The organism is Candidatus Endomicrobiellum cubanum (assembly GCF_031278955.1).
Classification (GTDB): domain Bacteria; phylum Elusimicrobiota; class Endomicrobiia; order Endomicrobiales; family Endomicrobiaceae; genus Endomicrobiellum; species Endomicrobiellum cubanum.
The window spans coordinates 1-23,558 of the sequence record NZ_JAITJM010000053.1; the positions used below are offsets into that span (position 1 = coordinate 1).

At 30.3% G+C, this 23,558-nt stretch carries 28 protein-coding genes; 27 read left to right on the forward strand and 1 reads right to left on the reverse strand.

Going from position 1 to position 23,558, the window contains the following annotated elements:
- Positions 1–22 precede the first annotated feature (22 nt).
- The 13 genes from LBD57_RS04940 to LBD57_RS05000 all read left to right on the forward strand — a co-directional run bounded on the left by LBD57_RS04940 (position 23) and on the right by LBD57_RS05000 (position 12,452).
- Positions 23–244 (forward strand): hypothetical protein, encoded by a 222-nt coding sequence (locus LBD57_RS04940; RefSeq protein WP_373470224.1) that lies wholly within the window; start codon positions 23–25, stop codon positions 242–244.
- 43 nt (positions 245–287) lie between these two features.
- Positions 288–464: a hypothetical protein gene (locus LBD57_RS04945; protein WP_373470225.1), complete on the forward strand. Its 177-nt coding sequence runs from the start codon at positions 288–290 to the stop codon at positions 462–464.
- A 118-nt stretch (positions 465–582) separates the two neighbouring features.
- Positions 583–1,725 carry a tRNA guanosine(34) transglycosylase Tgt gene (tgt, locus tag LBD57_RS04950; RefSeq protein WP_373470226.1) on the forward strand — a complete coding sequence of 381 codons (1,143 nt, stop codon included), beginning with the start codon at positions 583–585 and terminating at the stop codon, positions 1,723–1,725.
- 2 nt (positions 1,726–1,727) lie between these two features.
- A complete protein-coding gene (yajC, locus tag LBD57_RS04955; RefSeq protein WP_373470227.1) occupies positions 1,728–2,117 on the forward strand; it encodes a preprotein translocase subunit YajC in 390 nt (129 codons plus the stop codon).
- 64 nt (positions 2,118–2,181) lie between these two features.
- Entirely contained in the window at positions 2,182–2,838 is a 657-nt protein-coding gene (locus tag LBD57_RS04960) for a phosphohydrolase (protein WP_373470228.1), read from the forward strand.
- Positions 2,839–2,863: 25 nt separating this feature from the next.
- The gene (secD, locus tag LBD57_RS04965; protein ID WP_373470229.1) at positions 2,864–4,291 is read left to right on the forward strand and encodes a protein translocase subunit SecD; all 1,428 of its coding nucleotides are present in this window, start codon (positions 2,864–2,866) and stop codon (positions 4,289–4,291) included.
- Between the two features lie 14 nt (positions 4,292–4,305).
- Positions 4,306–5,247, forward strand: a complete 942-nt coding sequence (gene secF, locus LBD57_RS04970) for a protein translocase subunit SecF (protein WP_373470230.1) — start codon at positions 4,306–4,308, stop codon at positions 5,245–5,247.
- On the forward strand, positions 5,247–5,840 hold the full coding sequence (locus LBD57_RS04975; RefSeq protein WP_373470231.1) for a hypothetical protein: 594 nt from the start codon (positions 5,247–5,249) through the stop codon (positions 5,838–5,840). Before secF ends, LBD57_RS04975 begins: the two co-directional genes overlap by 1 nt.
- A gap of 56 nt (positions 5,841–5,896) precedes the next feature.
- Positions 5,897–7,153, forward strand: coding sequence for a 3-deoxy-D-manno-octulosonic acid transferase (locus LBD57_RS04980; protein ID WP_373470232.1), 1,257 nt, complete (start codon positions 5,897–5,899; stop codon positions 7,151–7,153).
- Complete coding sequence (locus LBD57_RS04985) at positions 7,143–8,831, forward strand: glycosyltransferase family 9 protein (protein WP_373470233.1); 1,689 nt, start codon at positions 7,143–7,145, stop codon at positions 8,829–8,831. The genes LBD57_RS04980 and LBD57_RS04985 overlap by 11 nt, the downstream gene beginning before the upstream one ends.
- Before the next feature lie 90 nt (positions 8,832–8,921).
- Positions 8,922–9,851 (forward strand): glycosyltransferase family 9 protein, encoded by a 930-nt coding sequence (locus LBD57_RS04990; RefSeq protein WP_373470234.1) that lies wholly within the window; start codon positions 8,922–8,924, stop codon positions 9,849–9,851.
- Positions 9,839–10,753: a glycosyltransferase family 9 protein gene (locus LBD57_RS04995; protein ID WP_373470235.1), complete on the forward strand. Its 915-nt coding sequence runs from the start codon at positions 9,839–9,841 to the stop codon at positions 10,751–10,753. The genes LBD57_RS04990 and LBD57_RS04995 overlap by 13 nt, the downstream gene beginning before the upstream one ends.
- A 19-nt stretch (positions 10,754–10,772) precedes the next feature.
- Positions 10,773–12,452 carry a diphosphate--fructose-6-phosphate 1-phosphotransferase gene (locus tag LBD57_RS05000; RefSeq protein ID WP_373470236.1) on the forward strand — a complete coding sequence of 560 codons (1,680 nt, stop codon included), beginning with the start codon at positions 10,773–10,775 and terminating at the stop codon, positions 12,450–12,452.
- Between the two features lie 104 nt (positions 12,453–12,556).
- Here the strand turns inward: LBD57_RS05000 and LBD57_RS05005 are convergent, their stop codons facing one another.
- The gene (locus LBD57_RS05005; RefSeq protein WP_373470237.1) at positions 12,557–13,189 is read right to left on the reverse strand and encodes a hypothetical protein; all 633 of its coding nucleotides are present in this window, start codon (positions 13,187–13,189) and stop codon (positions 12,557–12,559) included.
- 355 nt (positions 13,190–13,544) lie between these two features.
- On the opposite strand from LBD57_RS05005, the gene rfaD reads away from it, so the two are divergent.
- Genes rfaD through rapZ form a run of 14 tightly spaced genes read left to right on the forward strand, consistent with a single transcriptional unit; the run spans position 13,545 to position 23,532 of the window.
- Positions 13,545–14,507, forward strand: coding sequence for an ADP-glyceromanno-heptose 6-epimerase (gene rfaD, locus LBD57_RS05010; protein ID WP_373470238.1), 963 nt, complete (start codon positions 13,545–13,547; stop codon positions 14,505–14,507).
- A 17-nt stretch (positions 14,508–14,524) separates the two neighbouring features.
- The gene (rfaE1, locus tag LBD57_RS05015; protein ID WP_373470239.1) at positions 14,525–15,511 is read left to right on the forward strand and encodes a D-glycero-beta-D-manno-heptose-7-phosphate kinase; all 987 of its coding nucleotides are present in this window, start codon (positions 14,525–14,527) and stop codon (positions 15,509–15,511) included.
- A complete protein-coding gene (kdsB, locus tag LBD57_RS05020; protein ID WP_373470240.1) occupies positions 15,508–16,230 on the forward strand; it encodes a 3-deoxy-manno-octulosonate cytidylyltransferase in 723 nt (240 codons plus the stop codon). Before rfaE1 ends, kdsB begins: the two co-directional genes overlap by 4 nt.
- Positions 16,231–16,245: 15 nt before the next feature.
- Entirely contained in the window at positions 16,246–17,082 is an 837-nt protein-coding gene (gene kdsA / locus LBD57_RS05025) for a 3-deoxy-8-phosphooctulonate synthase (protein WP_373470241.1), read from the forward strand.
- The gene (locus LBD57_RS05030) at positions 17,067–17,276 is read left to right on the forward strand and encodes a hypothetical protein (RefSeq protein WP_373470242.1); all 210 of its coding nucleotides are present in this window, start codon (positions 17,067–17,069) and stop codon (positions 17,274–17,276) included. Before kdsA ends, LBD57_RS05030 begins: the two co-directional genes overlap by 16 nt.
- Positions 17,269–17,799: a KdsC family phosphatase gene (locus tag LBD57_RS05035; protein WP_373470243.1), complete on the forward strand. Its 531-nt coding sequence runs from the start codon at positions 17,269–17,271 to the stop codon at positions 17,797–17,799. The genes LBD57_RS05030 and LBD57_RS05035 overlap by 8 nt, the downstream gene beginning before the upstream one ends.
- On the forward strand, positions 17,793–18,710 hold the full coding sequence (locus LBD57_RS05040) for a lysophospholipid acyltransferase family protein (protein WP_373470244.1): 918 nt from the start codon (positions 17,793–17,795) through the stop codon (positions 18,708–18,710). Before LBD57_RS05035 ends, LBD57_RS05040 begins: the two co-directional genes overlap by 7 nt.
- A gap of 10 nt (positions 18,711–18,720) precedes the next feature.
- Positions 18,721–19,248 carry an LPS export ABC transporter periplasmic protein LptC gene (lptC, locus tag LBD57_RS05045; RefSeq protein WP_373470245.1) on the forward strand — a complete coding sequence of 176 codons (528 nt, stop codon included), beginning with the start codon at positions 18,721–18,723 and terminating at the stop codon, positions 19,246–19,248.
- A complete protein-coding gene (locus LBD57_RS05050; RefSeq protein WP_373470246.1) occupies positions 19,235–19,927 on the forward strand; it encodes a hypothetical protein in 693 nt (230 codons plus the stop codon). The genes lptC and LBD57_RS05050 overlap by 14 nt, the downstream gene beginning before the upstream one ends.
- Complete coding sequence (gene lptB, locus LBD57_RS05055) at positions 19,911–20,630, forward strand: LPS export ABC transporter ATP-binding protein (protein ID WP_373470247.1); 720 nt, start codon at positions 19,911–19,913, stop codon at positions 20,628–20,630. Before LBD57_RS05050 ends, lptB begins: the two co-directional genes overlap by 17 nt.
- Before the next feature lie 59 nt (positions 20,631–20,689).
- Positions 20,690–21,235 carry a ribosome hibernation-promoting factor, HPF/YfiA family gene (hpf, locus tag LBD57_RS05060; RefSeq protein ID WP_373470248.1) on the forward strand — a complete coding sequence of 182 codons (546 nt, stop codon included), beginning with the start codon at positions 20,690–20,692 and terminating at the stop codon, positions 21,233–21,235.
- A gap of 21 nt (positions 21,236–21,256) precedes the next feature.
- Complete coding sequence (locus LBD57_RS05065) at positions 21,257–21,715, forward strand: PTS sugar transporter subunit IIA (RefSeq protein ID WP_373470249.1); 459 nt, start codon at positions 21,257–21,259, stop codon at positions 21,713–21,715.
- Positions 21,716–21,720: 5 nt separating this feature from the next.
- On the forward strand, positions 21,721–22,653 hold the full coding sequence (hprK, locus tag LBD57_RS05070; RefSeq protein ID WP_373470250.1) for an HPr(Ser) kinase/phosphatase: 933 nt from the start codon (positions 21,721–21,723) through the stop codon (positions 22,651–22,653).
- 18 nt (positions 22,654–22,671) lie between these two features.
- The gene (rapZ, locus tag LBD57_RS05075; protein ID WP_373470251.1) at positions 22,672–23,532 is read left to right on the forward strand and encodes an RNase adapter RapZ; all 861 of its coding nucleotides are present in this window, start codon (positions 22,672–22,674) and stop codon (positions 23,530–23,532) included.
- Positions 23,533–23,558 lie beyond the last annotated feature (26 nt).

Consider the following 23,558-nt stretch of genomic DNA (forward strand, 5'->3'; position numbering starts at 1 on the left):
CTAAATTTGTTATAATTACGACATGAAACAGCTATTAACTTTTGAAGAAATTAAAGATAAGGTAGAAATACAAACATATTTAAAACATACAGATTTTGCTTTTGCTACTATGGGATATAAAGAACATGGTCTTGGACATGCCTTGTATTGCGCAAATCTTGCCCAAAAAGTTTTAAAAGATTTAGGTTACAATAAAAAAGGAAGCAAGAACTTGCAAAAATTACTGCTTAGCTCCATGATATAGCTTTTTTGTAGGAAAAAATGATCACGCTCAAAGTAGTGCAGTAATGTTTTTAAATATCATTGATGATAATAGATATGATGACGATGTATTTGCTATAACTAGTGCTATTGGTTGTCATGAAGATAAAGCTTTTGCTCCAGTTTCAGAGATTGCAGCAGCTTTGGTTATTGGTGATAAAACTGATATGCGTTGTGAAAGATTAAGGACCAAAAATCCATAATATGTCCTGTTATGGATTATTTTGAAATATTTATGGCTAGGACAATTTTTTGTGAAAAAGCTAGTAACGTTTTAAAATGTAAATTCGAGTTGTATATTAATGAGGATAAATTTTTATAATGGAATGTGGGGCTTATCAGTTAGTTAAAAAATCCTCTGAATGTAGAGCTAGATTAGGTAAGGTTTATACAACAAGAGGTATTATAGATACTCCTGTATTTATGCCAGTTGGTACACAGGGAAGTGTTAAAGGTATTGCTGCAGAATTTTTGCATAATACAGGAGCATCTATAATACTTGGAAATTCATATCATTTATATCTTCGTCCTGGCACTGAAATAATTAAAAAGGCTGGAGGTATACAGAAATTTAATAGTTGGAACAAACCAATGCTTACAGATTCTGGAGGTTTTCAAGTTTTTAGTTTAAGCGATATAAGAAAAATAAGTCAAGAGGGTGCTGAGTTTAGATCACATATAGATGGTTCAAAACATTTTTTCTCACCAGAAAAATCTATGCAAGTACAGAAGGATATTGGTGCAGATATCATTATGTGTTTTGATGAATGCACTCCTTATCCTGCCGATTACTCTTATGCAAAAAACTCTATGGAGCTTAGTCTTAAATGGGCAAAAAGATGTAAAGTAGAATTTTATAAAGAGGATTCTTATCAAAGACAAGCGTTGTTTGGAATTGTTCAGGGATCTGTTTATAGTGATTTAAGAAGGATAAGTGCAAGTGAGATGTTAAATATTGATTTTACTGGATATGCAATAGGTGGACTTTCAGTTGGTGAGCCTAAAGAATATATGTATGAAATTTTGGAAAATACTATCCCTATAATTCCAGAAACTAAAGTCAGATACCTTATGGGTGTAGGGATGCCTGAAGATTTATGGGAGGGAGTTCAACGTGGTGTAGATATGTTTGATTGTGTTATTCCTACTCGCAATGGCAGGAACGGGCAAGTTTTTACAAGTTTTGGAAAAATAAATATAAGAAATAAAGAGTATAAAGAAGATTTTAGTCCTTTAGATCCAGAGTGTAGCTGTCCAACTTGTAATGGTTATACAAAAGCATATTTGAACCATCTAGTTAGAGCACAAGAGACATTATACTTAACACTTTTATCTTTACATAACATATATTTTATGATAAACTTAATGTCTAAAATAAGGAAGTCATTGGAAAATGATACATTTTTAAAGTCAAAAAAGGAATTTTTTGAAAAATATTATTTGAAGAATCTAAGGATGAGGTGAAAATGAAAAAATTAGTTGATGTAGCAGTGCTTTTGTTTGGTTTGATTTCGTTCCCATGTATTGTTTTTGCTGATGCTGGTACGGCTGGAATGTCTTTTAGTGGATTGATGCCACTTATTCTTATTTTTTTGTTTTTTTATTTGTTTTTAATAAGACCTCAACAAAAAAAAGCTAAAGAACATCAGAAACTTTTAAGTTCTTTAAAAAAAGATGATAAGGTTATTACAGCAGGTGGCATATATGCTACAGTTAGTGCTGTAAGGGATAATAATATTGTTGAATTAAAAATTGCAAATGGTGTATATATACAAGTTGCAAGACAATCTATTTCCACTGTAGTAGTAAAAGAAGCAGAGAAAAATGAAGTAAAAGTGCCAGAAGTAGTTAAGTAAATTTTTATTTCCCAAGCTTTAAGTTACCCTCATTATTCTAAATTTATTGTTGTGAGCTTATATAATGCATTATGAAAATAAATATTCTAGCTTAATGCTTGAAGATGTAAAAAAAATTCCAATAGTAAATTTATTCATTAAAACTGCCAATGATAATTTAGGGGTTATGGGCTATACAGAGCATGGTTTAAGACATGTTGGCCTAATTTCTTCCATATCTAAAAGTATTTTACGTAGTCTTGAGCATCCTAAAAGAATACAAGAACTTGCTGCAATAGCTGGCTATATTCATGATATTGGGAACGTTATAAGTAGACATGACCACGGCCAATCTGCTGCATTAATAGCTATGAGGATACTTAAAGATATGGGTGCTACTCCTGAAGAGATAGCTTTGGTAATTTCTGCTATAGGGAGTCATGAACAAGAAGTTGGTGAGCCTATCAATTCAATAGCTGCAGCTTTAATTCTAGCAGACAAATCTGATGTGCATAAAACAAGGGTTAGAAATAAGAATATTTCAAAGTATGATATACATGATAAAGTAAATTATGCTGTTGAGAAGTCTTTTTTAGATGTTAATAAAAAAAAGAAAATAATATCACTTCATCTTAATATTAACACTAAAGTTTCACAGATTATAGAATATTTTGAAATTTTTATGCCAAGGGTACTCATGAGTAGAAAGGCTGCCCACTTTTTAATTGTACATTTGAGTTAATAATAAATGAGAGGAAATTACTCTGATGAGCAAAATTAATTGGAAGTTGTGGATTACTGTATTACTAATAGCTTTTTCAGTATGGACCTTATGGCCATCTATAAGTTGGTTTATGATGTCTAAAGATTTAAGAGAACAAGCAGAACAGGCAAAAGATCCTATTTTGGGAAAAATCTTGAAATTAGGCTTAGATTTAAAGGGTGGAACACATCTTCTTTTAGAAGTAGATACATCTAAGTTAGAAGAAAATGTAAAAGCTAAAGATGCTGTTGATAGAGCAACAGAAATTATTAGAAATAGAATTGATCAGTTTGGTGTAGCAGAGCCTATGATAGCAAAACAGGGCGATAAGTGGATAGTTATTCAACTTCCAGGTATAAAGGATCCAAAAGCTGCAAAAGATTTGATAGGAAAAACTGCTTTACTTGAATTTAGAATAGTAAATAATAGTCAAGAAGCAGGGCGAGCTTTAGATTTACTTACAAATAAAGGTATAAAGCCAGCTCAATATAGAGAAGATCCTTCGAAATATCTTGAAATAGAGATATCTTTACCAGAAGGTTCTTCTATTTTTGAGGGAAAGGGAAATGAAGGTTATTATGTTTTAGATAAAGCTCTTTTAACTGGAGCAGCTCTTACTAACGCTAAAGTTGAGTTTGGTGGACAGTTTGGACAACCTATAGTTTCTATAGAGTTTAGCAAAGAAGGTGGCAGGATTTTTGCCGATATTACAGAAAGAAATAGAGAAAAAAACTTAGCAATAGTACTTGATGGAATAGTTCAATCTGCTCCTGTTATTAGAAATAGAATTCCAGATGGTAAAGCAATAATAGAAGGTAGTTTTAATGCAGAGGATGCAAGACTTTTAGCAACAGTTTTAAGAGCCGGTGCTCTTCCAGCACCTGTTAGAGTTATAGAAGAAAGAACTGTTGGCCCATCTTTAGGTGACGATTCGATAAAAAAAGGTTTTATGTCATCGTTAATAGGCGTTATTGTTGTTTTTATTTTTATGTTTGTTTATTACAGAACATCAGGTATTATTGCTGATATTGCACTTGCTTTAAATTTAATTATATTAATGGCTGTTATGGCATATTTCCAATTTACTCTTACTCTTCCGGGAGTAGCTGGTATAGCTCTTACGCTTGCGATGGGTGTTGATGCCAATGTTCTTATATTGGAAAGAATTAGAGAAGAGTTAGGAACAGGAAAAACAACTAGAGTTGCAGTAGATATTGGTTACCAAAAAGTATTTTGGACAATTTTTGATGCAAATTTTACAACTCTTATAGCGGCAATTTTTTTGTTTCAATTTGGGACAGGTCCTATAAAAGGTTTTGCGGTTACTCTATCTATAGGTCTTATAATAAGCATGTTCACAGCTATAACAGTTACAAAACTGATATACGAATTTTTATTTAAAGAAAATTTCTTATTAAAAATTAAAATATAATCTCGGAGGATAAAGTGCAATTCTTTAAATCCACACATATAGATTTTATAGGTAGTCGATATAAGTTTTTTATAGTTTCTATTTCCCTTTTTGTTCTTACAGTAGGAGCTTTTATTTATAGAGGCGGCCCTAATTATGGTATAGATTTTACTGGTGGTATGATGATGCAAATTTCTTTTGAAAAAGAGTTAACTGATTTGCAAGATCTTCGCAACGCTATAGAAGATTCTAAAATAACATCTTTTGAAATTCAAACTTCAGAAAATTTAATTATGATAAGAGCAAAAAAAACTCTTCAGTCACAGGAAGAATTTGAAAAAAGCGTAAGTCAGTCTATTCAAAATAAGTTTCCTGACAACCCTATGAAGGTAGAGCGGATAGAATATGTGGGTCCGAGTGTCGGACAATATCTTTCCAAGCAAGCCTTATATTCATTCTTTTTTGCATTTTTGGGTATGATTGTTTATGTTGCTTTTAGGTTTAAGTCTAGTTTATGGGGAGTTGCTTCTGTTTTGGGTATTATCCATGATGTTGTTATTTCTTTTGGATTTGTAATTTTAGTAAATAAAGAAATTAATATAACAGTAGTTGCTGCTTTGCTTACAGTTGCGGGGTACTCAATAAACGACACAATAGTTTTGTTTGACAGGATTAAAGAAAATTTAAGGTTTGGAGCAAAAGAAACTTTTGCGAATATAATAAATAAAAGTATAAATGAAGTTTTAGTAAGGACAGTTGTAACTTCTTTAACTGTGTTTATAGTTTCTACTTCTTTATTCTTTTTTGGTGGAGAGGTCATACACACATTTGCTTATATAATGGTGATAGGTACTGTTCTTGGCGCATACTCTACAATATTTTTGTGTACCCCTTTAGTTTATGAGTGGGAATTGAGAAGAAATAATAGGTTAAAAATGGCTATTAAGCAAGGCGTGATAAACTCTAAGAAGAAATAATGAGAAAAATAAAAAATTTTAAAGTTAACTTACGTATAAAAGAAATTTCAAGAGTAGTAAAAAAACTTAATAATATCTCTGAAGTTTCTGTAGAATTTGAAGAAATTGTAAAGCACGGGTGTCGAGCATACTCTAAATTTTTACGTCCGTCGGCTGTTTATGATACTTTTTCGAAAGACTATTCTGTGCTGTTTAAAGAAAATACTACTTTATCAAAATTTGTAGCTTGCAGTGTGTTTTTTGTAACTGTTGGTGATAATCTTGAAGAAGAGTATAAATTAGATGCAAATGCTTTTGGAGAATATACTTCTACTATAGTATTTGCAGTAGCTATGGATGCTTTGGAGCAATCAAAAAATTTTATTCAAAGACTTATTTCAAATGAAGCTAAAGACGAAAGCTGTGAAATTTCAAGTAGAGAAGAAATAAATAAAAATATGTATGGTAAATTTTCAAAAATGGTGCCTGTTGAAAAGATTAATGTAGATATAGTCTCAGGAGAGTTTAGGCCTAAATATTCTGCTTGTGGATTGTTTTATTGGATGCCTTCTAAGAAAAAACAAAAAAACCAACTAAAAAAATCATATATATAAAAGTTTTGTAGTATAGAGCTTTATGTATTGCTTTTGTTTAAGTTTTAATAATAAAAATGTTAAAAATATACCTTGTCATATATAACATGCTGTTTGTAATGTCTTTGCCTATACTTGTTGCAGTTATTATGTTTAATAAAAAGTATAGGAAGGAGTTTTTTTATAAAATATTTGAACGTTTTGCGTTTTATGGAAATTTAATAAAACAACATGACAAACCTACAATTTGGATACATTGTGCATCCCTTGGCGAAGTGAGAGCAGTTGAACCTATCTTAGATAATTTAAAAGCTGATAATAATATAATTTTAACAACAATTACTAAAACGGGCAGAGAGTACGCTCAAAAAATAAAAAAAACGAACTTTGTTTTTCTATTTCCTGTTGATATTTATCCTATAATGCTTAAAGCATTTCGTATGATAAAGCCCGACATGATTATAATTGTAGAAACTGAACTCTGGCCAACATTGCTTTATACAGCCTTTAAAAAGAATGTGCTAGTTGTTACTGTAAATGGTAGGATGTCAGAAAAAGCTTTTAATATTTATAAAAAGCTAAGTTTTTTTTGGAAAGTCTTTGTGAATTTGATTTCTATTATTATTGCAAGAAGTAGTGATGATTCTGATAGATTCAAAATACTAAGAGAAAATAACAATGATGTTTTTACTTCAGGGAACATAAAATACGACAGAGATTTCTCTACAGATTTTAAAAGATCATCTATATCTTTAAAAGAAGAAGACTTTATTTTTACAGCTGGTAGTATACGAGACGGCGAAGAAGAAATTATTATAGATGCATTTAGTAAAATTAGATCCGAATTTGATAATGTAAAATTTTTTATTGCACCAAGGCATATTACAAAGATCAACGATATAATAAATTTTATTAAAAATAAAAATATAGAATACAGTTTGTTTTCTTCCAACAATTTCAAAAGTAATTTTATTTTAGTTGATGTTTTTGGAAAGCTACAGGAGATATATTCTATCTCAGATGTTTGTTATGTTGGCGGATCTATGGTTGACATGGGTGGGCAAAATCCTGTAGAACCTGCAGGTCTAGCAAAGCCAGTTCTTTTTGGTAAATATATGGATAATTTTGCTAGTGAATCTAAAATTCTTGTAAAAAATGGTGGAGCTCTAATAGTACAAGATTCTATTGATTTAGCTAGTAAAATAAAAGAACTTATATTAGATCATAAAATGTTAAAAAGTATGGGACAGAATGCTTTGGAAACTGTAGAAGCTCAAAAAGGTGCAGTTGCTTTTACAATAAATATGATAAAGAGCAAATTGTATGTCAAATAAAATTCTTCTAAAAATTATTACATTTTTAGCTAAGGTCATAGATAAAACTTTGATAAAAACAGCTTTAAACGATGATTTTCATTATCCCAAGCCTTCTATTTATGCTTTTTGGCATGGGAACGAATTTCCTATGATGATGTCTAATCAAAATAGGAATATAGTGATAATGGTAAGCTTGTCTAAAGACGGCCAAATGCTAGCAAGCCTATTAAAAAATTTTGGTTTTTTAACAGTACGAGGATCTTCTAGTAAAGGCGGTGGCCGTGCTTTAATAGAAATTATAAGATATGCTTGTAATGATTATTCTCTTGCTTTTGCTTGTGATGGGCCAAGGGGCCCTTATCATAAGCTTAAATCTGGGGTTGTCTACACAGCTCAAAAGACTAAAATGCCTCTTTTGCCTATAAATTGTTCTCCAAAACATAAAATAGTGTTTAAAAAAGCTTGGGATAAAACAATAATTCCTTTACCTTTTTCAAAGACAATACAAATGTATGGAAAACCAATTTATGTGCACAGTAATGACAATATAGACGAGAAAACTAAAGAAGTTGAAGAAGAATTAAATAGGTTGTTTAAATTTACAGATGAGTACTACTGGGGAAAAGATATACTAAAATATTTGCAATATCATCCTGCTCCTAAAATTCTGATTGTTCAGCCTAGCAGGATAGGGGATATAATATTTTCTTTACCAGTATTAAATGCTATAAAGGAAAAATACCCTAATGCAAGACTAAGTTGGATTGTAGATGAAAGGTGTTCTGAAATATTGGAAGGCACTCCCATTTTAGAAAATATTTTCATTTGGCACAGGAAACGAGTTTCTTTTAAATATTATAGATACTTGATGAAAAGTTTAAGGAAAGAAAAGTTTGATTTAAGTATAGATTTGCATGGACTTGCAAAATCAGCTTTACTTGTAAAGCTTGCAAATGCGCATTTCAAAATAGCGTCTTCATCTACAAATGGGATGAGAGAGTTTTCCTGGTTATTTTCAAAAGAAGTAAAGTCTTTATCGAACGAGCATTGTGTTGAACGTCATTTGGAGGTAGCAAAATACTTAGGATGTAAAGAAGAAATAAAATATCCAATATATATACCGGAAGAAAGTTTTCAAAGTGTCAGAGAAAAGTTGTTAAAAGAGAACATAAATTTAAAAAGTATTGCTGGTATTCATTCCGGTGGTGGTTGGATTTCTAGAAGATGGAGTAGTTATAAATTTGCAGTACTTGCAGCTAAGCTAAAAAAAGAAATAAATTTAGATATTGTTTTAGTTGGTGGTAAAGAAGGTGGCAGTAGTGAAAAATGTCTAAATGAAGAAATAAGAAGAGATTCTGGTATTAATATAGTAGATATGACAGGTAAATTTACATTAAAAGAATTGTGTGCTTTTTTATTGATGTGTAAGATTTTTGTTGGTAATGAAGCTGGACCAATGCACATAGCGACAGCTTTAAATGTTAACGCAGTTGCTATTTTAGGACCTACAGATGCTAAGCGTACAGGTCCGTATAAAGGCAATACTGCTATTATTCAGCATCAAGTACCTTGCCAGCCTTGCAGAAATAGAAATTGTAAAACAGTAATTTGTATGAAAGATATAACAGTTAAAGAAGTGTTTGAAACAATAAAAATGAAATTGGGTCTGTCTAAAAAAGCTAATGAGTGTAATTAGTGTAAATTTTTTAACGCAGTAGTGCCCAAAAAAGGTACAGCAAAGATATGGATTAAGATTTTTATAAGGATACAGTTATAGATTTAAAATATGAAAATTTTAATTGTTAAACCAAGTTCATTTGGAGATATTGTACAGGCTTTACCATGTGCTAATGCTTTAAAACAGGCTTATCGTGGGTGCCAAATAACGTGGGTTGTTTTTGATGATTGGAAACTTTTGCCTAAAATTTGTACGGATATAGATGAAGTTATTACTTGGAATAGAAAAGAAAATTTAAAAGGTTTTTTTGATGTTTTAAAAAAAGTTAGACAGACAAAATATGATATAGCAATAGACTTGCAAGGTCTTTTAAGAAGCGCGATCCTTACAAAATTTTCTAAATCTAAGATAAAAATTGGCGTTCCAGGCATGAAGGAATTTAGCAATATTTTAATTAAAGAAATATATCCTCAAAAATCGGAAATTAATGCTACTCTTAGAAACTTAGAAACAGTCCATTATTTAACAGGGCAGTCATTTGACCCTAAGGTAAATATAAAAATTAATGCAAATGTTGACAATATTATTAAAGACAATAAAATTTTGAAAAATTTTATTGTCTTTATGCCTTTTGCTAGAGGGAAAGGTAAAGATTGGGGAATTTTAAATTATCAAAAACTTAGTTCATTATTAAAAGTAAAATATGCAGATTTAAATATTGTTGTTTTGGGTTCAAATAACAATTATGGAAAAATAAAGTCAAGTAATGTTATAGACTTGTGTGGTAAAACAAATATTGATGAACTTGCAAGTATTTTAGTTAAATCTCGTGTTGCAGTTGGCGCAGATACAGGACCTATGCACTTAGCGTCTGTTTTAAGTGTTCCATCAGTTTTTATTTTTGGAATATCTGATATTAACGAAACTGCTCCACATATAGGCAAGTTTTCTTTACTTATAAATGAAAAGAAATCGAAAAATATAAAATCTATAAGTCCTAATATGGTTTTTGATGAGATACTAAAATGGATAAAATAATTTTTTTTCATATGAACCAACTAGGAGATTTGCTTTTTTCTTTGCCAGTTTTAAAAGCTGCTAAAGAAGAATTAAATTCTCAAAATTATTCTGTAATAAACCAAGGACTAGCTCCTATTTTGGTTGCCTCTGGTTTGGTTGACGGTTTTTTTGATAAAAATATGTATGATACAAAGTTTATAAGAAAGGAAAAATTTAATAGAGCTGTTTTGTTTTCAGAATCTCCGAAATCTTTGTTGCGTGCATTTTTTTCTAAAATAAGAGAGCGAGTTGGTTTTGAAACTGCATCTTTAAATTTTCTTCTAACAAAAAAGGTAAAAAGAACAGGAATTCCCTCTTTGTTTAATAACAAAGAATTAGGTACAACTATTGGATTAAAAAATATACAAGAAGATTATACACATATAATAAATATTCCTCAAGAAAATATCAATAATGTAATGAAATGGTTTAAAAAAAATAATTTAGATTCTTCAAAAACGATTGCTGTCTCTGTTGGAGCAAGCAAAAAGAGACAAGATAAATGTTTAGAGAATAGTAAATGGGTTAAAGTTATAGATATTTTATCTAAAAAAGGTTTTAGTTGTGTTCTTTCTGGAGCAGAATGGGAGGAAAAGCATTTAAAAAGAATAGTGCAAGAATGTAAAACTAACCCTAAATTATTTATTGTACAGGGAGGCATTTTAGATACTGCTGCATTTTTTAAGAAAAGTAGTTTGTTTTTGGGGATTGATTCAGGGGCTATGCATTTAGCAGCGGCTGTCGGCACAAAATGTGTAGGAGTGTTTGGATACACAGATCCCTTGCAAGTTGGCCCGATGCCTCTTGATAAGCATATTATAATAAAAAGAGATAACATTAGTTTGATAAGTCCAGAAGATATTGTTAACGTAATTTTATAAAAAGTAAAGGGTGGAAAAAATGTTAAAAAAGCAATGTAATGCCTCGGAGTTGCAAATCGAAAGAGCAAAGTTTAAGCCAGTTCTACCTGAGGTTTTGAAGAATGGGTTAAATGGCATGACTATTGTGAAAGGAAAATCAACAAAATCAATAGCTGATCAAGAAAAAGTTAAAGAGCTTTTTAAAAATACTTATGGATTGCCTACAGTTACATTTAAAAAGGGTAAAAATAAAACGTTTAAAAATAAAGCTATTAAAGTGGCTGTTGTTCTTTCTGGAGGACAGGCTCCAGGGGGACATAATGTAATTGCAGGTCTTTTTGATGGTCTAAAGAAAATAAATAAGAAAAATACCTTGATAGGTTATTTAGGTGGTCCATCTGGAATTTTAAACAACAAGTATCAGGAAATTACAGAGGATGTCCTTCGTGATTATAGAAATACAGGTGGTTTTGATTATATACAATCAGGACGTACTAAAATAGAAACGTCTGAGCAGTTTTGCTCGACAAAAGATAATCTTGCAATATGTAATGTTGACGCTCTTGTAGTTGTTGGAGGTGATGATTCAAATACAAATGCAGCGATGATAGCAGAATATATTAAAGAACAGGGAATAGATAAATACGTTATAGGTATTCCTAAAACAATTGACGGTGATTTGAAAAACAAATATATAGAGACTTCTTTTGGTTTTGATACAGCCACAAAAATTTACTCAGAACTTGTAGGTAACATCTGCAGAGATGCAAATTCTGCACGCAAATATTGGCATTTTGTCCGTCTTATGGGAAGAAGTGCATCTCATATTACTTTAGAAGTTGGTTTTAAAACTCAACCTAATATAGTTTTAATTGGCGAGGAAATTTTAGCCAAAAATATGACTCTTTCAAAAGTCGTTGATGGTATTGTAGATGTTATAGTTAAACGTTCTAAAGCTGGTAAAGATTTTGGTATTACTTTAGTTCCAGAAGGTGTTATAGAATTTATTCCAGAAATAAAAGAATTAATTTCTGCATTAAATGATATTTTGTCAGATAATAAAGATGAGTTTTCTAACTTAGATTCTATGGAAGACAAGAAAGAGTTTGTTTGTAAAAAACTTTCTGAAAAACTATCAGCGTTAATGTTAGAGCTTCCTGTAGGTATTGCTTCTCAAGTTATGTCAGAAAGAGACCCTCACGGCAATGTTGCAGTATCCTTGATAGAAACAGAAAAATTATTAATAGAAATGGTTCGCAAGAAACTTTCAGAATTGAAAAGAGATGGGCAATATACAGGCAAATTTTCAAGTATTACGCACTTTTTTGGATATGAGGGACGTTGTGGTATGCCGTCCAATTTTGATGCAAACTATACATATGCTTTAGGTTACAATGCGGCAATGTTGGTACTTAGCGGTTTTACCGGATACATGTCTTACATAAAGCACCTTACAAAACCTACAAAGAATTGGGAATGTGGAGGACTTCCTTTAACAATGATGATGAATATAGAGAAAAGAAGTGGAAAAGAAAAACCTGTTATACAAAAAGCATTAGTAGATTTAAAAGGTAGACCGTTTAAAGAGTTTACTAAAAATAGAGATAAATGGACAATTGGTGAAAATTATCTTTTTCCAGGTCCTATACAATATTTTGGTCCTAAAGATATCACTGAGATGACTACTAAAACTTTACAGTATGAACAAATAAAGAAGTAAACTTGTTTAAACCATTTAGTTAGTTCCTAAAACAAAGACAATAATATTTATTACTATCTTTGTTTTATTAGAACCTGTCTCTGATTTTGTTTAAGGAATCGATATTATTTCAATGTAAAAATACCATCAAATTCGTGAGAATCAATAGATACTTTATCTTTTTCTATACCTTTACTAAGTATAAACAATACATTACCTCCACCTTTAATACTGTAATTATAAGATGTTGGAAGTTTATCTATAGTTAAAGTTATATTTGCTCTAGAGTTTTCTATGTCTAGAGATTTAAAAATTCCACTTGCTTTTACGGGAGTGTCAACACTATCGATTTCAAGCTTTCCATTAAAGTTTGTTATGTTTACATTTCCAGCGGTACTATCTATATCTAAAAGTCCAGAGAACCTATCAATATTAATATTTGCTATTGTAGAATTAATTTCTAAATTAGATGTTTTAGGTACAGTCATATTTATTATTGTTTTATCTGTAATTTCAGAATCAATTAAATAAACATTCAGCTCTTTATCTTTAACAGATATTTGCCTATCTATATTTGGTGACTTATTTGGCGTAATATTAATTGTTATATCGTTGGTATTTGCAGGTTTTATATTTAATGTTCCATTATTTATCACGATGTCTATTTCTTTAATATCTTTTGCTGAAAATGAATATGATTCAGCAAATAAACAACAAGAAAAAATAAAGAAAGATATAACTACAAAAAAACTTTTCATAATATCTCCAATTATTAAATAATATTTTCTAATCGACATATTTTAGTATTTTTTTGTATAACAGTAAAGCTATTCAGGTCTCTATAAAAAGTTTACTATATATCCCTCCTGCGCTTTTTTGGTATTGCTACGTTAAAAATTTATATTTATCCACGATAAATCATGCATTTTTGCCATGCATTGTTAAAAAATCCATAACAATTATACGTTTTAGGATTTTTAGAGAACTGCATTTATATTTTTGGCTAAAACTAGTCAGCAGGTTATAATATCTATGTGTCATTTTTATTGACACTTTTTAGTATCTTTTTATACAATATGGAAATAAAATAACTTGAAAATATAAGAGGTTTTGATGATAGTACTTACAGGTGGAGCGGGTTTTATAGGCAGTTGCTTTCTTTGGAAATTAAATCAAGAGGGTATAAAGGATATTCTAGTTGTTGATCATCTTGATGGTAGTGAAAAATGGAAAAATTTGTTAGGTAAAAATTATTATGACTATATTCAGAAGAATGACTTTTTTAATGCAGTTATAACCAGGCGAGTCCCAAAGCCTGAAGCTATTATCCACCTTGGTGCATGTAGTTCTACAATTTTATCCGATGCGGATTATTATATAAAAAATAATTATGAATATTCCAAAGTTCTTGCTTTATGGGCTTTTGAATTAGACATCCCTTTTATTTATGCTTCATCTGCTGCTACTTATGGAGATGGGAGTAACGGTTATGATGATGACATATCAAAAATAAAAAGTTTGTCTCCTCTTAATATGTATGGTTTTTCAAAACACATGTTTGATTTATGGCTTTTAAATAATAACTATTTGAGTAAGACTACAGGTATTAAATTTTTTAATGTTTTTGGTCCAAATGAATATCATAAAGGTGATATGCGTAGTGTGATATGTAAAAACTATGAAACTGTTTTACATGACGGTTTAATAAAATTATTTAAGTCTTACAATCCTGAATACAAAGATGGTCAGCAAAAAAGAGATTTTGTATATATAAAAGACGTTGTAGAAATTATGTATTTTTTATTTAAAAATCCTTCAAAAACTGGAATATTTAATATTGGGACAGGTAAATCAAGAACATGGAATGATATAGTCAAATCTATGTTTTCTGCTGTGGGGAAAAAAGAAAACATAGAATATATAGATATGCCTGAAACGTTAAAGATTAAATATCAATATTTTACAGAAGCTAAGATGGATAATTTAAGAAAATTAGGATATACAAAACCATTTATGGAATTAGAAGATTCAGTAAAAGATTATTGTAGTTATTTAGAAAAAAAATCTTATTTATAATATGTTTTGGGGTGAAAATGAATAGCAAGCTTTTGAATCTTATAGACTTTTTTAAAAAACAGTCAGTTTTAGTTATTGGCGATACAATGATTGACAAATTTGTATGGGGGAAAGTTAAAAGAATTTCTCCTGAAGCCCCGGTCCCTGTAGTGGAAGTTACAAAGGAAACGCAAGTATTGGGAGGAGCGGCTAACGTCGCAAATAACATAATAGCCCTAGGTGCTAAAGCTTACATGGTAAGTATAATTGGTAATGATTTAAATGGAAAAGTTCTAATAGAGTTATTTAAAGAAAAAAAAGTCAATTCTGATTATTTAGTTTATGATGAAAAAAGGCCTACCATAGTAAAAACTAGAATTATTGCAGTAAGTCAACAGCTTGTTAGAGTTGACAAAGAAGTTAAAGGACAACTCGAACGTTGTACAGAAAACAAACTTATTTCTAGCATAGAGTCGCTTATCCCTAAGGTGGATGCTGTTATAATTTCAGATTATGGTAAGGGTGTTGTGTGTCAAAAAGTTTTAAAAAAGGCAATTGCTCTAGCAAGAAAATACAAAATTCCTGTAACAGTTGATCCTAAAGTGGAGCATTTTAAAAAATATAAAAAAATAACAACAATGACCCCGAATGAGAAAGAAGCAATTGAAGGAATGAATGCAAAAAATATAGAAACAGATTTTGAGGTAGCAAATTTAGGAAAAAGAATTTTAAAGACTTTAAATTCTGAATCTGTAGTTATTACCCGAGGTGAAAAGGGTATGACTCTAATTGAGTCAAATAATAAAATTACAAATATTCCAACAAGAGCAAAGGAAGTCTATGATGTTACAGGTGCTGGAGACACTGTTATTTCTACTATGACATTAGCTCTTGGGGCAAAAGCAGATTTATTGACCGCTGCAGAAATTGCAAATTTTGCAGCAGGAATAGTTGTGGCAAAATTAGGTACTGCTACTACAACTCCAGAAGAACTTAAGAACGTTATTGGGGAATTTTATAAATGAAAACAGCTGTTGTTATACCGTCTAGATATGGCTCTAGTCGTTTTCCTGGCAAACCTTTAGCATTAATTGGCAACAAGTTTCTTATACAGCATAGTCTTGAACGAGTAAAGATGTGCAAAGAAGTTGATTTTATAGCTGTTGCTACTGATGATAAACGTATTTTTAATGCTGTGGAAAACCTTGGTTTTAATGTTTTTATGACTCCAAAAACTTGTCAAAGTGGAACAGATAGAATTGCTTTTTTAGCTAAAAAAAGCTTAAGTAGGTACGATGTATTTATAAATGTGCAAGGTGATGAACCTTTGATAGATCCTGCTCTTATTGATGAACTTGTAAAATCTTTTAAAAAAGACAAAGCTTTGGAATATGTAACTGCTGCGTTTAAAATGAAAAATGCTGAGAGTATAAATAATCCTAACGTTGTAAAAGTTGTTTTTGATAAAAAGGGATATGCTCTTTATTTTTCTAGAAGCCCTATCCCGTATAATAGAGACAATATAAAAACTAATTATTATAAACATATAGGTATATATGGATACAAAAGAAACTTCTTGTTGGAGTTTTCAAAAAACAAAAAAACTATTTTAGAAAATACAGAAAATTTAGAGCAATTAAGAGCTTTAGAAAGTGGCAAGAAAATAAAAGTTGTTATTGCAAAGAGTGATTCTGTAGGAGTGGACACTCCAGAAGATATTTTAAAAGTAGAAAGGTGTTTATAAAAGGATATAAATAAAATGCAGAATAAATGCGTTAAGGTTGGCAGGAATATTTTTTTGTCGAACAGCGAGCCATTAGTAATTATAGCAGGTCCTTGTGTTATAGAAAGTGAAAATCATGCGTTTAAAATGGCAGTCAGTTTAAAAAAAATAACTTCACAATTGAAAATCCCTTTTGTTTTTAAGTCATCTTATGATAAAGCTAATCGTTCTTCAGTGCAGTCCTACAGAGGTCCTGGTATTGAGGAAGGATTAAAGATATTAGCTAAAATTAAAAAGGAATTAAAAATTCCTGTGATTACGGATGTTCATTTACCACAACAGGCTGCAAGAGTCGCAGAATTTGTAGATTTTTTACAAGTACCTGCTTTTTTATCGCGTCAAACAGATTTAATAAAAGCTTGCGCTGTTACGGGGAAACCTGTAAATGTAAAAAAAGGGCAATTTTTAGCTCCAGAAGATATGTTCAATGTCATTAAAAAATTTGAAAAGTTTGGAAATAATCAGGTTTCTTTAACAGAAAGAGGTGCATCATTTGGCTATCATAATTTAGTTGTTGATTTCAGAGGTTTAGAAATTATGAAGAATACAAAATATCCTGTTATTTTTGATGCAACTCATAGTGTGCAGTTTCCTGGAGGAGGAGGAACTTATACTGCTGGGAATAGAGAGTTTATAGTACCTCTTTCTAAAGCTGCAACAGCTCTTGGTATTTCTGCGCTTTTTATTGAAGTTCACGATAACCCTAATAAAGCGTTTTCTGATGGGGCGAATAGTTTAGATTTAAAAGATTTTAAAGAATTCATAAAAGCAATTAAAGCAATAGACAAGGTGGCTAAATGTCAAAAAATTTAATAAAAAGTACTCGACCGCAAGTTTGGAAACCAACGTATTCTTGGTATATTAAGGTTTTCTTAACAGTTTTTGTTTTGTTACTTATTTCATTTTTTGTACTAAATATTGTTTTGAAGCCGTATATGAGGAAAATCAATCCAGAATTGACGCCTTGGCTTAATAATAAACAAGTAAGTAGTAGCAACAATGGTTAATATATTAGAGATAGCAAAAAATATTAAGCTTTTAGTTTGCGATGTTGATGGAGTTCTAACAAAGGGAGAAATAATAATTTTTAATAATGGTGAAGAGATAAAGATTTGGAATGTTAAAGATGGAATGGGTTATAATCTTCTTTCAAAAAGTGGACTTAATATTCAAACAGCCTGGATAACAGGCAGAGGGTCATTACAAGTACAAAAAAGAGCAAAAGACATAAAAATAGACTACCTTGTAGAAAATTGCAATGATAAATTGAAAGCTTTAAATGATATGCTGAAAGTTATTGGTTTAAGTTTGTCAGAAGTCGCGTATATTGGTGATGATATTATAGATATATCTATTCTAAAAGTTGTTGGATTTTCGGCATGTCCTAAAGATGCTACTCAAGATGTAAAAAACAATTCTTTGTATGTTTCAGCTTTAAATGGTGGAGAAGGCATTGTAAGAGAGGTTATAGAAATAATTATGAAATCCCAAGGGGTTTGGGAAAAAGTTTTGGATAAATTTTTATGTTGAATTTTACAAAAATTAGAAGGAGATGTTATTATTACGGGGCTTTAATTTTCTCAAAAGCAGTTTTATTTATTCCGTACAAACTTTCAGTAGGTTATTTTAGTAAATTTTTTGGCGTTTTGGCTTATTTGGTTGCCATTGATGGTAAAAACATTGCAAAGAAAAATATAAAACGTTGTTTTCCTCAAAAAACTGATAGCGAAATTAGAAAACTGATCATTGAAATTTTTATTAATGAAGCTAAAAATTTTTTTGAACTTGCATATTTCCCAAAAATGGATTCTAAATTTTTAAATTCTATATCTACAGTTGAAAATGTGGATTTATTAAAAAAAAGTTTAAAAAAAGGTAATGGAGTTCTTCTTGTTAGTGCTCATGCTGGTAACTGGGAAATTGCTGCGGCTTCTATATCTGCATTAGGTTCACCACTTAACGTTGTTGCAAAGAAAATATATATAGATGAACTTAACGGTATGCTTGTACATTACAGAGCAAAAAAAAATGTAAAAGTTATTTTAAAAGAACGTTCTGATACAGGCATAAAGCTTTTAAGAGCTTTGAAAAGAGGCGAGATTATCGCTTTGCTTATAGATCAAGACACAAATGTTCCTGGTGTATTTGTTGATTTTTTTGGACAAAAAGCTTGGACACCTTCAGGACTTGCTGTTATGGCTTTGAAATCTAAAGCAGATATTTTGCTGGTGCTAGATCAGAGGGTAGATAAATATAACCATAAAACTATAATAAAAGGGCCCTTAACAATAGAATCTTCTGGAGATTTTAATACTGATGTTAAAAATCTTACACAAAAAGCTTCTTTGATTTTGGAGAAACATATAAAACAATATCCTTCTCAATGGGTTTGGTTTCATGATAGATGGAAAACAAGACCCAAAGAAGAAAATAACAAATAAGGATATTTTTATGAATAACTTAGAAAAATTAACTTTTGTTTTTATTCTTTTTACTTTTTGTATATTTTTTGGATGTAAAGAAAAAAAAGTTATTATAGAAGAAACTCCTCCCATATCAGAACAAACAATAGAAAAATTCACTGTTACTCAAACAAGAGAAGGTAAATTAAAAATGATTTTAGAAGCAGAATCTGCAACAATTAATGAAGAAAATCAAATTGCTAATTTAAAGTTGCCTATTATAAAGTTTTATACTAATGGAGAGTATGTTTCTACTCTTGTTGCTGAAAAAGCAAAAATAAATATGGAAACATACGATATAGAGGGTTTTGGTGAGTGTACCATAGATACTGCATATAATGAGCAACTTCAAACCACAGATTTAATGTATAATGCTTCTGAAGAGTTGATATATAGTACTCAAGATGTCAAAATCACAAAGCCAGGTCAAAAAATTTATGGTACAAGCTTTCAGTCTGATACAAAATTAGATGATATCGTAATAAAAAATCAAAGGACAGAAATTGACCAAGTTTAATATTCTAATTGTTGCTTTTTGTTTTTACAAGGGGATTTGTTTTGCAGACCAATTATTAGCAAAAACTGTTATAACTGGCGATACAATGGAAATAAAAAATGAAGGGAAAGTAACTATTTCTAAAGGGCATTCCGTAGCTATTAATAAGAATAGTGTTGTAAATGCTGACGAAATGTCTTACGATAAAGAAAAATCTTTAATTTCAGCTAGGGGCAATGTTAAACTATTTTCTAAAACTCAAGATTTAGAGTCTGTTGAAGTTTATGGCCAATACTCAAATTACAATCCAAATATTCAAAAGGGAAAAATTTGGGGTAATGTATTAGTAAAATATTTTGTTAATAATTCTACGTCTCCTTTAGTTTTACGTGCAAAAGAAATTTATATAGATAAAAATAAACAAGTTTTAGATGCGCGCAATGATGTTGTGGTTATAACTTCTTCTGGGACGATTCATGCTGATAATGGTAGATTTGATAAAAAAACTTTAGGGACTATTTTTAAAAAAGACAATAAAAAACCTGTAGCTCATGTTTTAAATGATGGGAAAGAAGAAACATATGAGGCAGATGAAATGATTTTTTTTAGCTCTAAAAAAGGTGGCCAGAAAATAGTTATGAAGGGTTCTGTTTTAGGAAAAATTAAAATGGAAGATAAAAAAGATGATATTAAAAACTGAAGAATTATTTAAAAAATATAAATATAGAATGGTTGTAAATGGTATAAGCATAAATGTAAAACGAGGCGAAGTTGTGGGCCTTTTAGGTCCAAATGGGGCAGGTAAAACAACGACGTTTTATATGACAGTGGGCATTATAAAGCCTTATGATGGTAGTGTGTACTTAAATAATGATGAAATAACAGATTGGCCCATGTATCAAAGAGCAAGAGCAGGCATTGGTTATCTTTCTCAAGAGTCGTCTATATTTCGCGGTCTTAGTGTTGAAGATAATTTGTTTGCTATAGCTCAGATGTTGCCAATTTCAAAGGCCCAACGAGAAGAAAAAGTAAATGCATTACTTTCAGATTTTGGTCTTACAAAGTTACGCAAACAATTGAGTACAACTTTGTCTGGAGGGGAAAAAAGAAGGTTAGAAATTGCAAGAGCTTTGATTACAGACCCTAAATTTTTACTTTTAGATGAACCTTTTGTTGGTATTGACCCTGTTACGGTTGACGATATTCAAAAAATTATAAAGGATTTAAAAGAAAGGGGATTGGGAATACTTATAACAGACCATAATGTAAGAGAGACTCTTGAAATTATAGATAGAGCTTATATAATTTATGAAGGTAAAATTTTACTTGAAGGAACTGCTTATGATTTACTAAATAGCCCAAAAGCTAGGAAAGTTTATCTTGGTGACAACTTTAAAATGTAATAAACATTGAAAGATTATAAACAAATTTTGTATATTTACGTACTACAAAGGAGATGAAAATGCAGATTAACATTACAGCTAGACACCTGAGGTTGACAGATGCTATTGATTCTTATGTACGCAAAAAGATTTCAAAATTTGGTAAGTTTTATGACGGAGATGATGTCTATTCACATGTGATTCTTTCAGTAGAAAAAAATAGACAGATAACAGAAATAGTTTTCCATATAGGGAAAATTTCATTTAGAGCAAAAGATCAATCGGAAGATTTATATGCATCAATAGACTTAGCTTCAGACAAACTTGAAAAACAACTCAAAAAACACAAAGAAATTTCAAAAGATCATAGAAAAGAGATATCAAAAGAACATGTAAACTTAGAGGAGATTTTTTCTTATGATGTTATGGATGATTCTATAACAAAAATTGCTGAGATAAAACGTTTTGATTTAAAACCTGTAAGCATAGAAGAAGCTATTGGTCAAATGGATAATCTAGGATACAGAGTTTATATGTTCAAAGACGGACAAAAAGATAAAATATGCGTGCTTTACAGGAATGATAGTGGTTCAATAGTTCTTTTAGAACCTAATGAAGTAATGTAGTAAAAAATAGGAGATACTCAGATGAAAATTATGGATTTTTTAAAACAAGATGCTATTATTGTTGATTTAAAAGCAACAGATAAAAAGGCAGCAATAATTGAATTAGTAGATAATTTAGAGAAAACAAAAAAAGTAAAAAAAGCTGATGAAATTATAAATGTAGTTTTGGAAAGGGAAAAATTAGGGTCAACAGGAATTGGTCAAGGTGTAGCTATTCCTCATGCTAAGACTGATGTATTGTCAGAGCAATTGGGAGTTTTAGGGATATCTCGTAAGGGAATAGAATTTAACTCTTTAGATGGGGAATTAGTCCATATAATTTTTCTTCTAGTAGGACCTGTAGAAGTGGTTGGTCAGCACTTAAAAGCGTTATCTAAAATCTCAAGATTATTTAAGGATAAATTTTTACGCCAAGCTATAAGAGAAGCTAAGACGACAGAAGAAGTTGTAAAAATTATACAACAAGAGGATGTATATTAAAACTGATGGATATACAAACTCTCCTTACTGAAAAAGCCAAAGATTTTAAACTTAAGCTTTTAGTAGGTCAAGGAGGCTTAAACAGAAAGATTTCAGTATCTGCTTTGAACAGGCCAGGTCTAGCCATCGCTGGTTTTTTTGAACATTTTCCATATGAACGTATACAGATTATAGGTATAATAGAATATACATATTTACAATCCTTAAGTTATGATAAACAATTGGATATTTTAAATAAAATTTTTTCTCATGAGAAATCGGCAGGTTGTATTTTAACAAGAAACTTAAAACCTACTGATGCAATGGTCAAAATTTTTTCTGATTTGAATATTCCTCTTTTAAGTACGGAATTAAAATCTTCTGCATTTATTGAAGATATGAGATATTATTTAGATGGGAAACTTGCTCCCTCAATTTCAATACATGCTGTTATGATAAATGTTTATGGACTTGGGGTTTTAATTGTTGGAAAATCTGGAATTGGAAAATCTGAATGTGCTATAGAGTTGGTAAAAAGAGGGCATAAGTTTGTTGCTGATGATGTTGTAAACATAAGAAAACGTTCTGGACGAATTTTAGTAGGTAGTGGTTTAGAGGTTACTAAGCATCTTATGGAGATAAGAGGCATAGGAATAATAGATGTTAAAAAGTTATTTGGTATAGGTAATATTTTGGATGAGTCTAAAATAGAACTTATAATAGAATTGGAAGAGTGGGAAAACTCAAAAGAATATGAGAGAATAGGTTTAGCGGACTCTTATACTGAATATTTAGATGTAAAGATCCCAAAAGTTGTACTTCCTGTAGCGCCAGGTCGTAACCTTGCTGTTTTAGTTGAAATTGCAAGTTTAAATCAAAGGTTTAAAGATAAAGGTTATTTTACTGCTAGAGATTTAGATGATAGGTTACAAAAAGAGATTAATAAAGGGTCTCTCTAAGAACTCTAGAAATAGTTTATGACTAAAATGTATATAATTTCAGGAATGTCTGGTGCTGGTAAAAGTCAAACTCTTAAAATTTTTGAAGATTTTGGGTTTGAGTGTATTGACAATATGCCTATTACAATGGTTCAGTCTTTTTTAGATGTTTGTCTTAAACATAAAGATAGATATAAAAATGTTGCAGTTACTATTGATTCTAGATTAGGTAAAGATCTATCTCAGTTTAAAAATATTCTTCTTGTTTTAAAAAATAAAAAAATTAAATATAAGGTTATTTTCCTAAACGCTTCTGATAAAGCTTTGTTAAGGCGTTATTCAGAAACACGTCGTAGACATCCTTTAGGCAAGTCTGTTTCTTTGGGCATATCTCTTGAGAGAAAAATTATAAAAGATGTTTTTGAAGTTGCAGATGAAGTTATAGACACTTCTGCTTTAACTATAGGTGAGTTAAAAAGAACTATCTCAGTAGTCGCAAAAATTAATCAGTCTGGAAAGCAATATCTGAATATATCTGTGGTTTCTTTTGGATATAAATATGGGATTCCTAATGATGCAGATATCGTATACGACGTACGTTTTATAACAAATCCAAATTATGTATATGATTTAAAATACAAAACAGGTCAAAATAAAGCTGTTAAAAAGTATATAGAAGAGCAAAAAGAATTTAGGGCTTTTTTTAGCAGATTTTCTAAATTACTAACATTTACTTTGCCATACTATATAAAAGAAGGTAAAAGTTACTTGACTATTGCAATTGGTTGTACTGGTGGTAGGCATAGATCAGTTTTTATTGCAGAAAAACTTATGACTTTTTTAAAAAATCATAAATATAAAGTGAAACTAAACCATAGAGATATACTGCAAAGTAAGTAAAATTACTTCTTTTATCATTGGAGAGT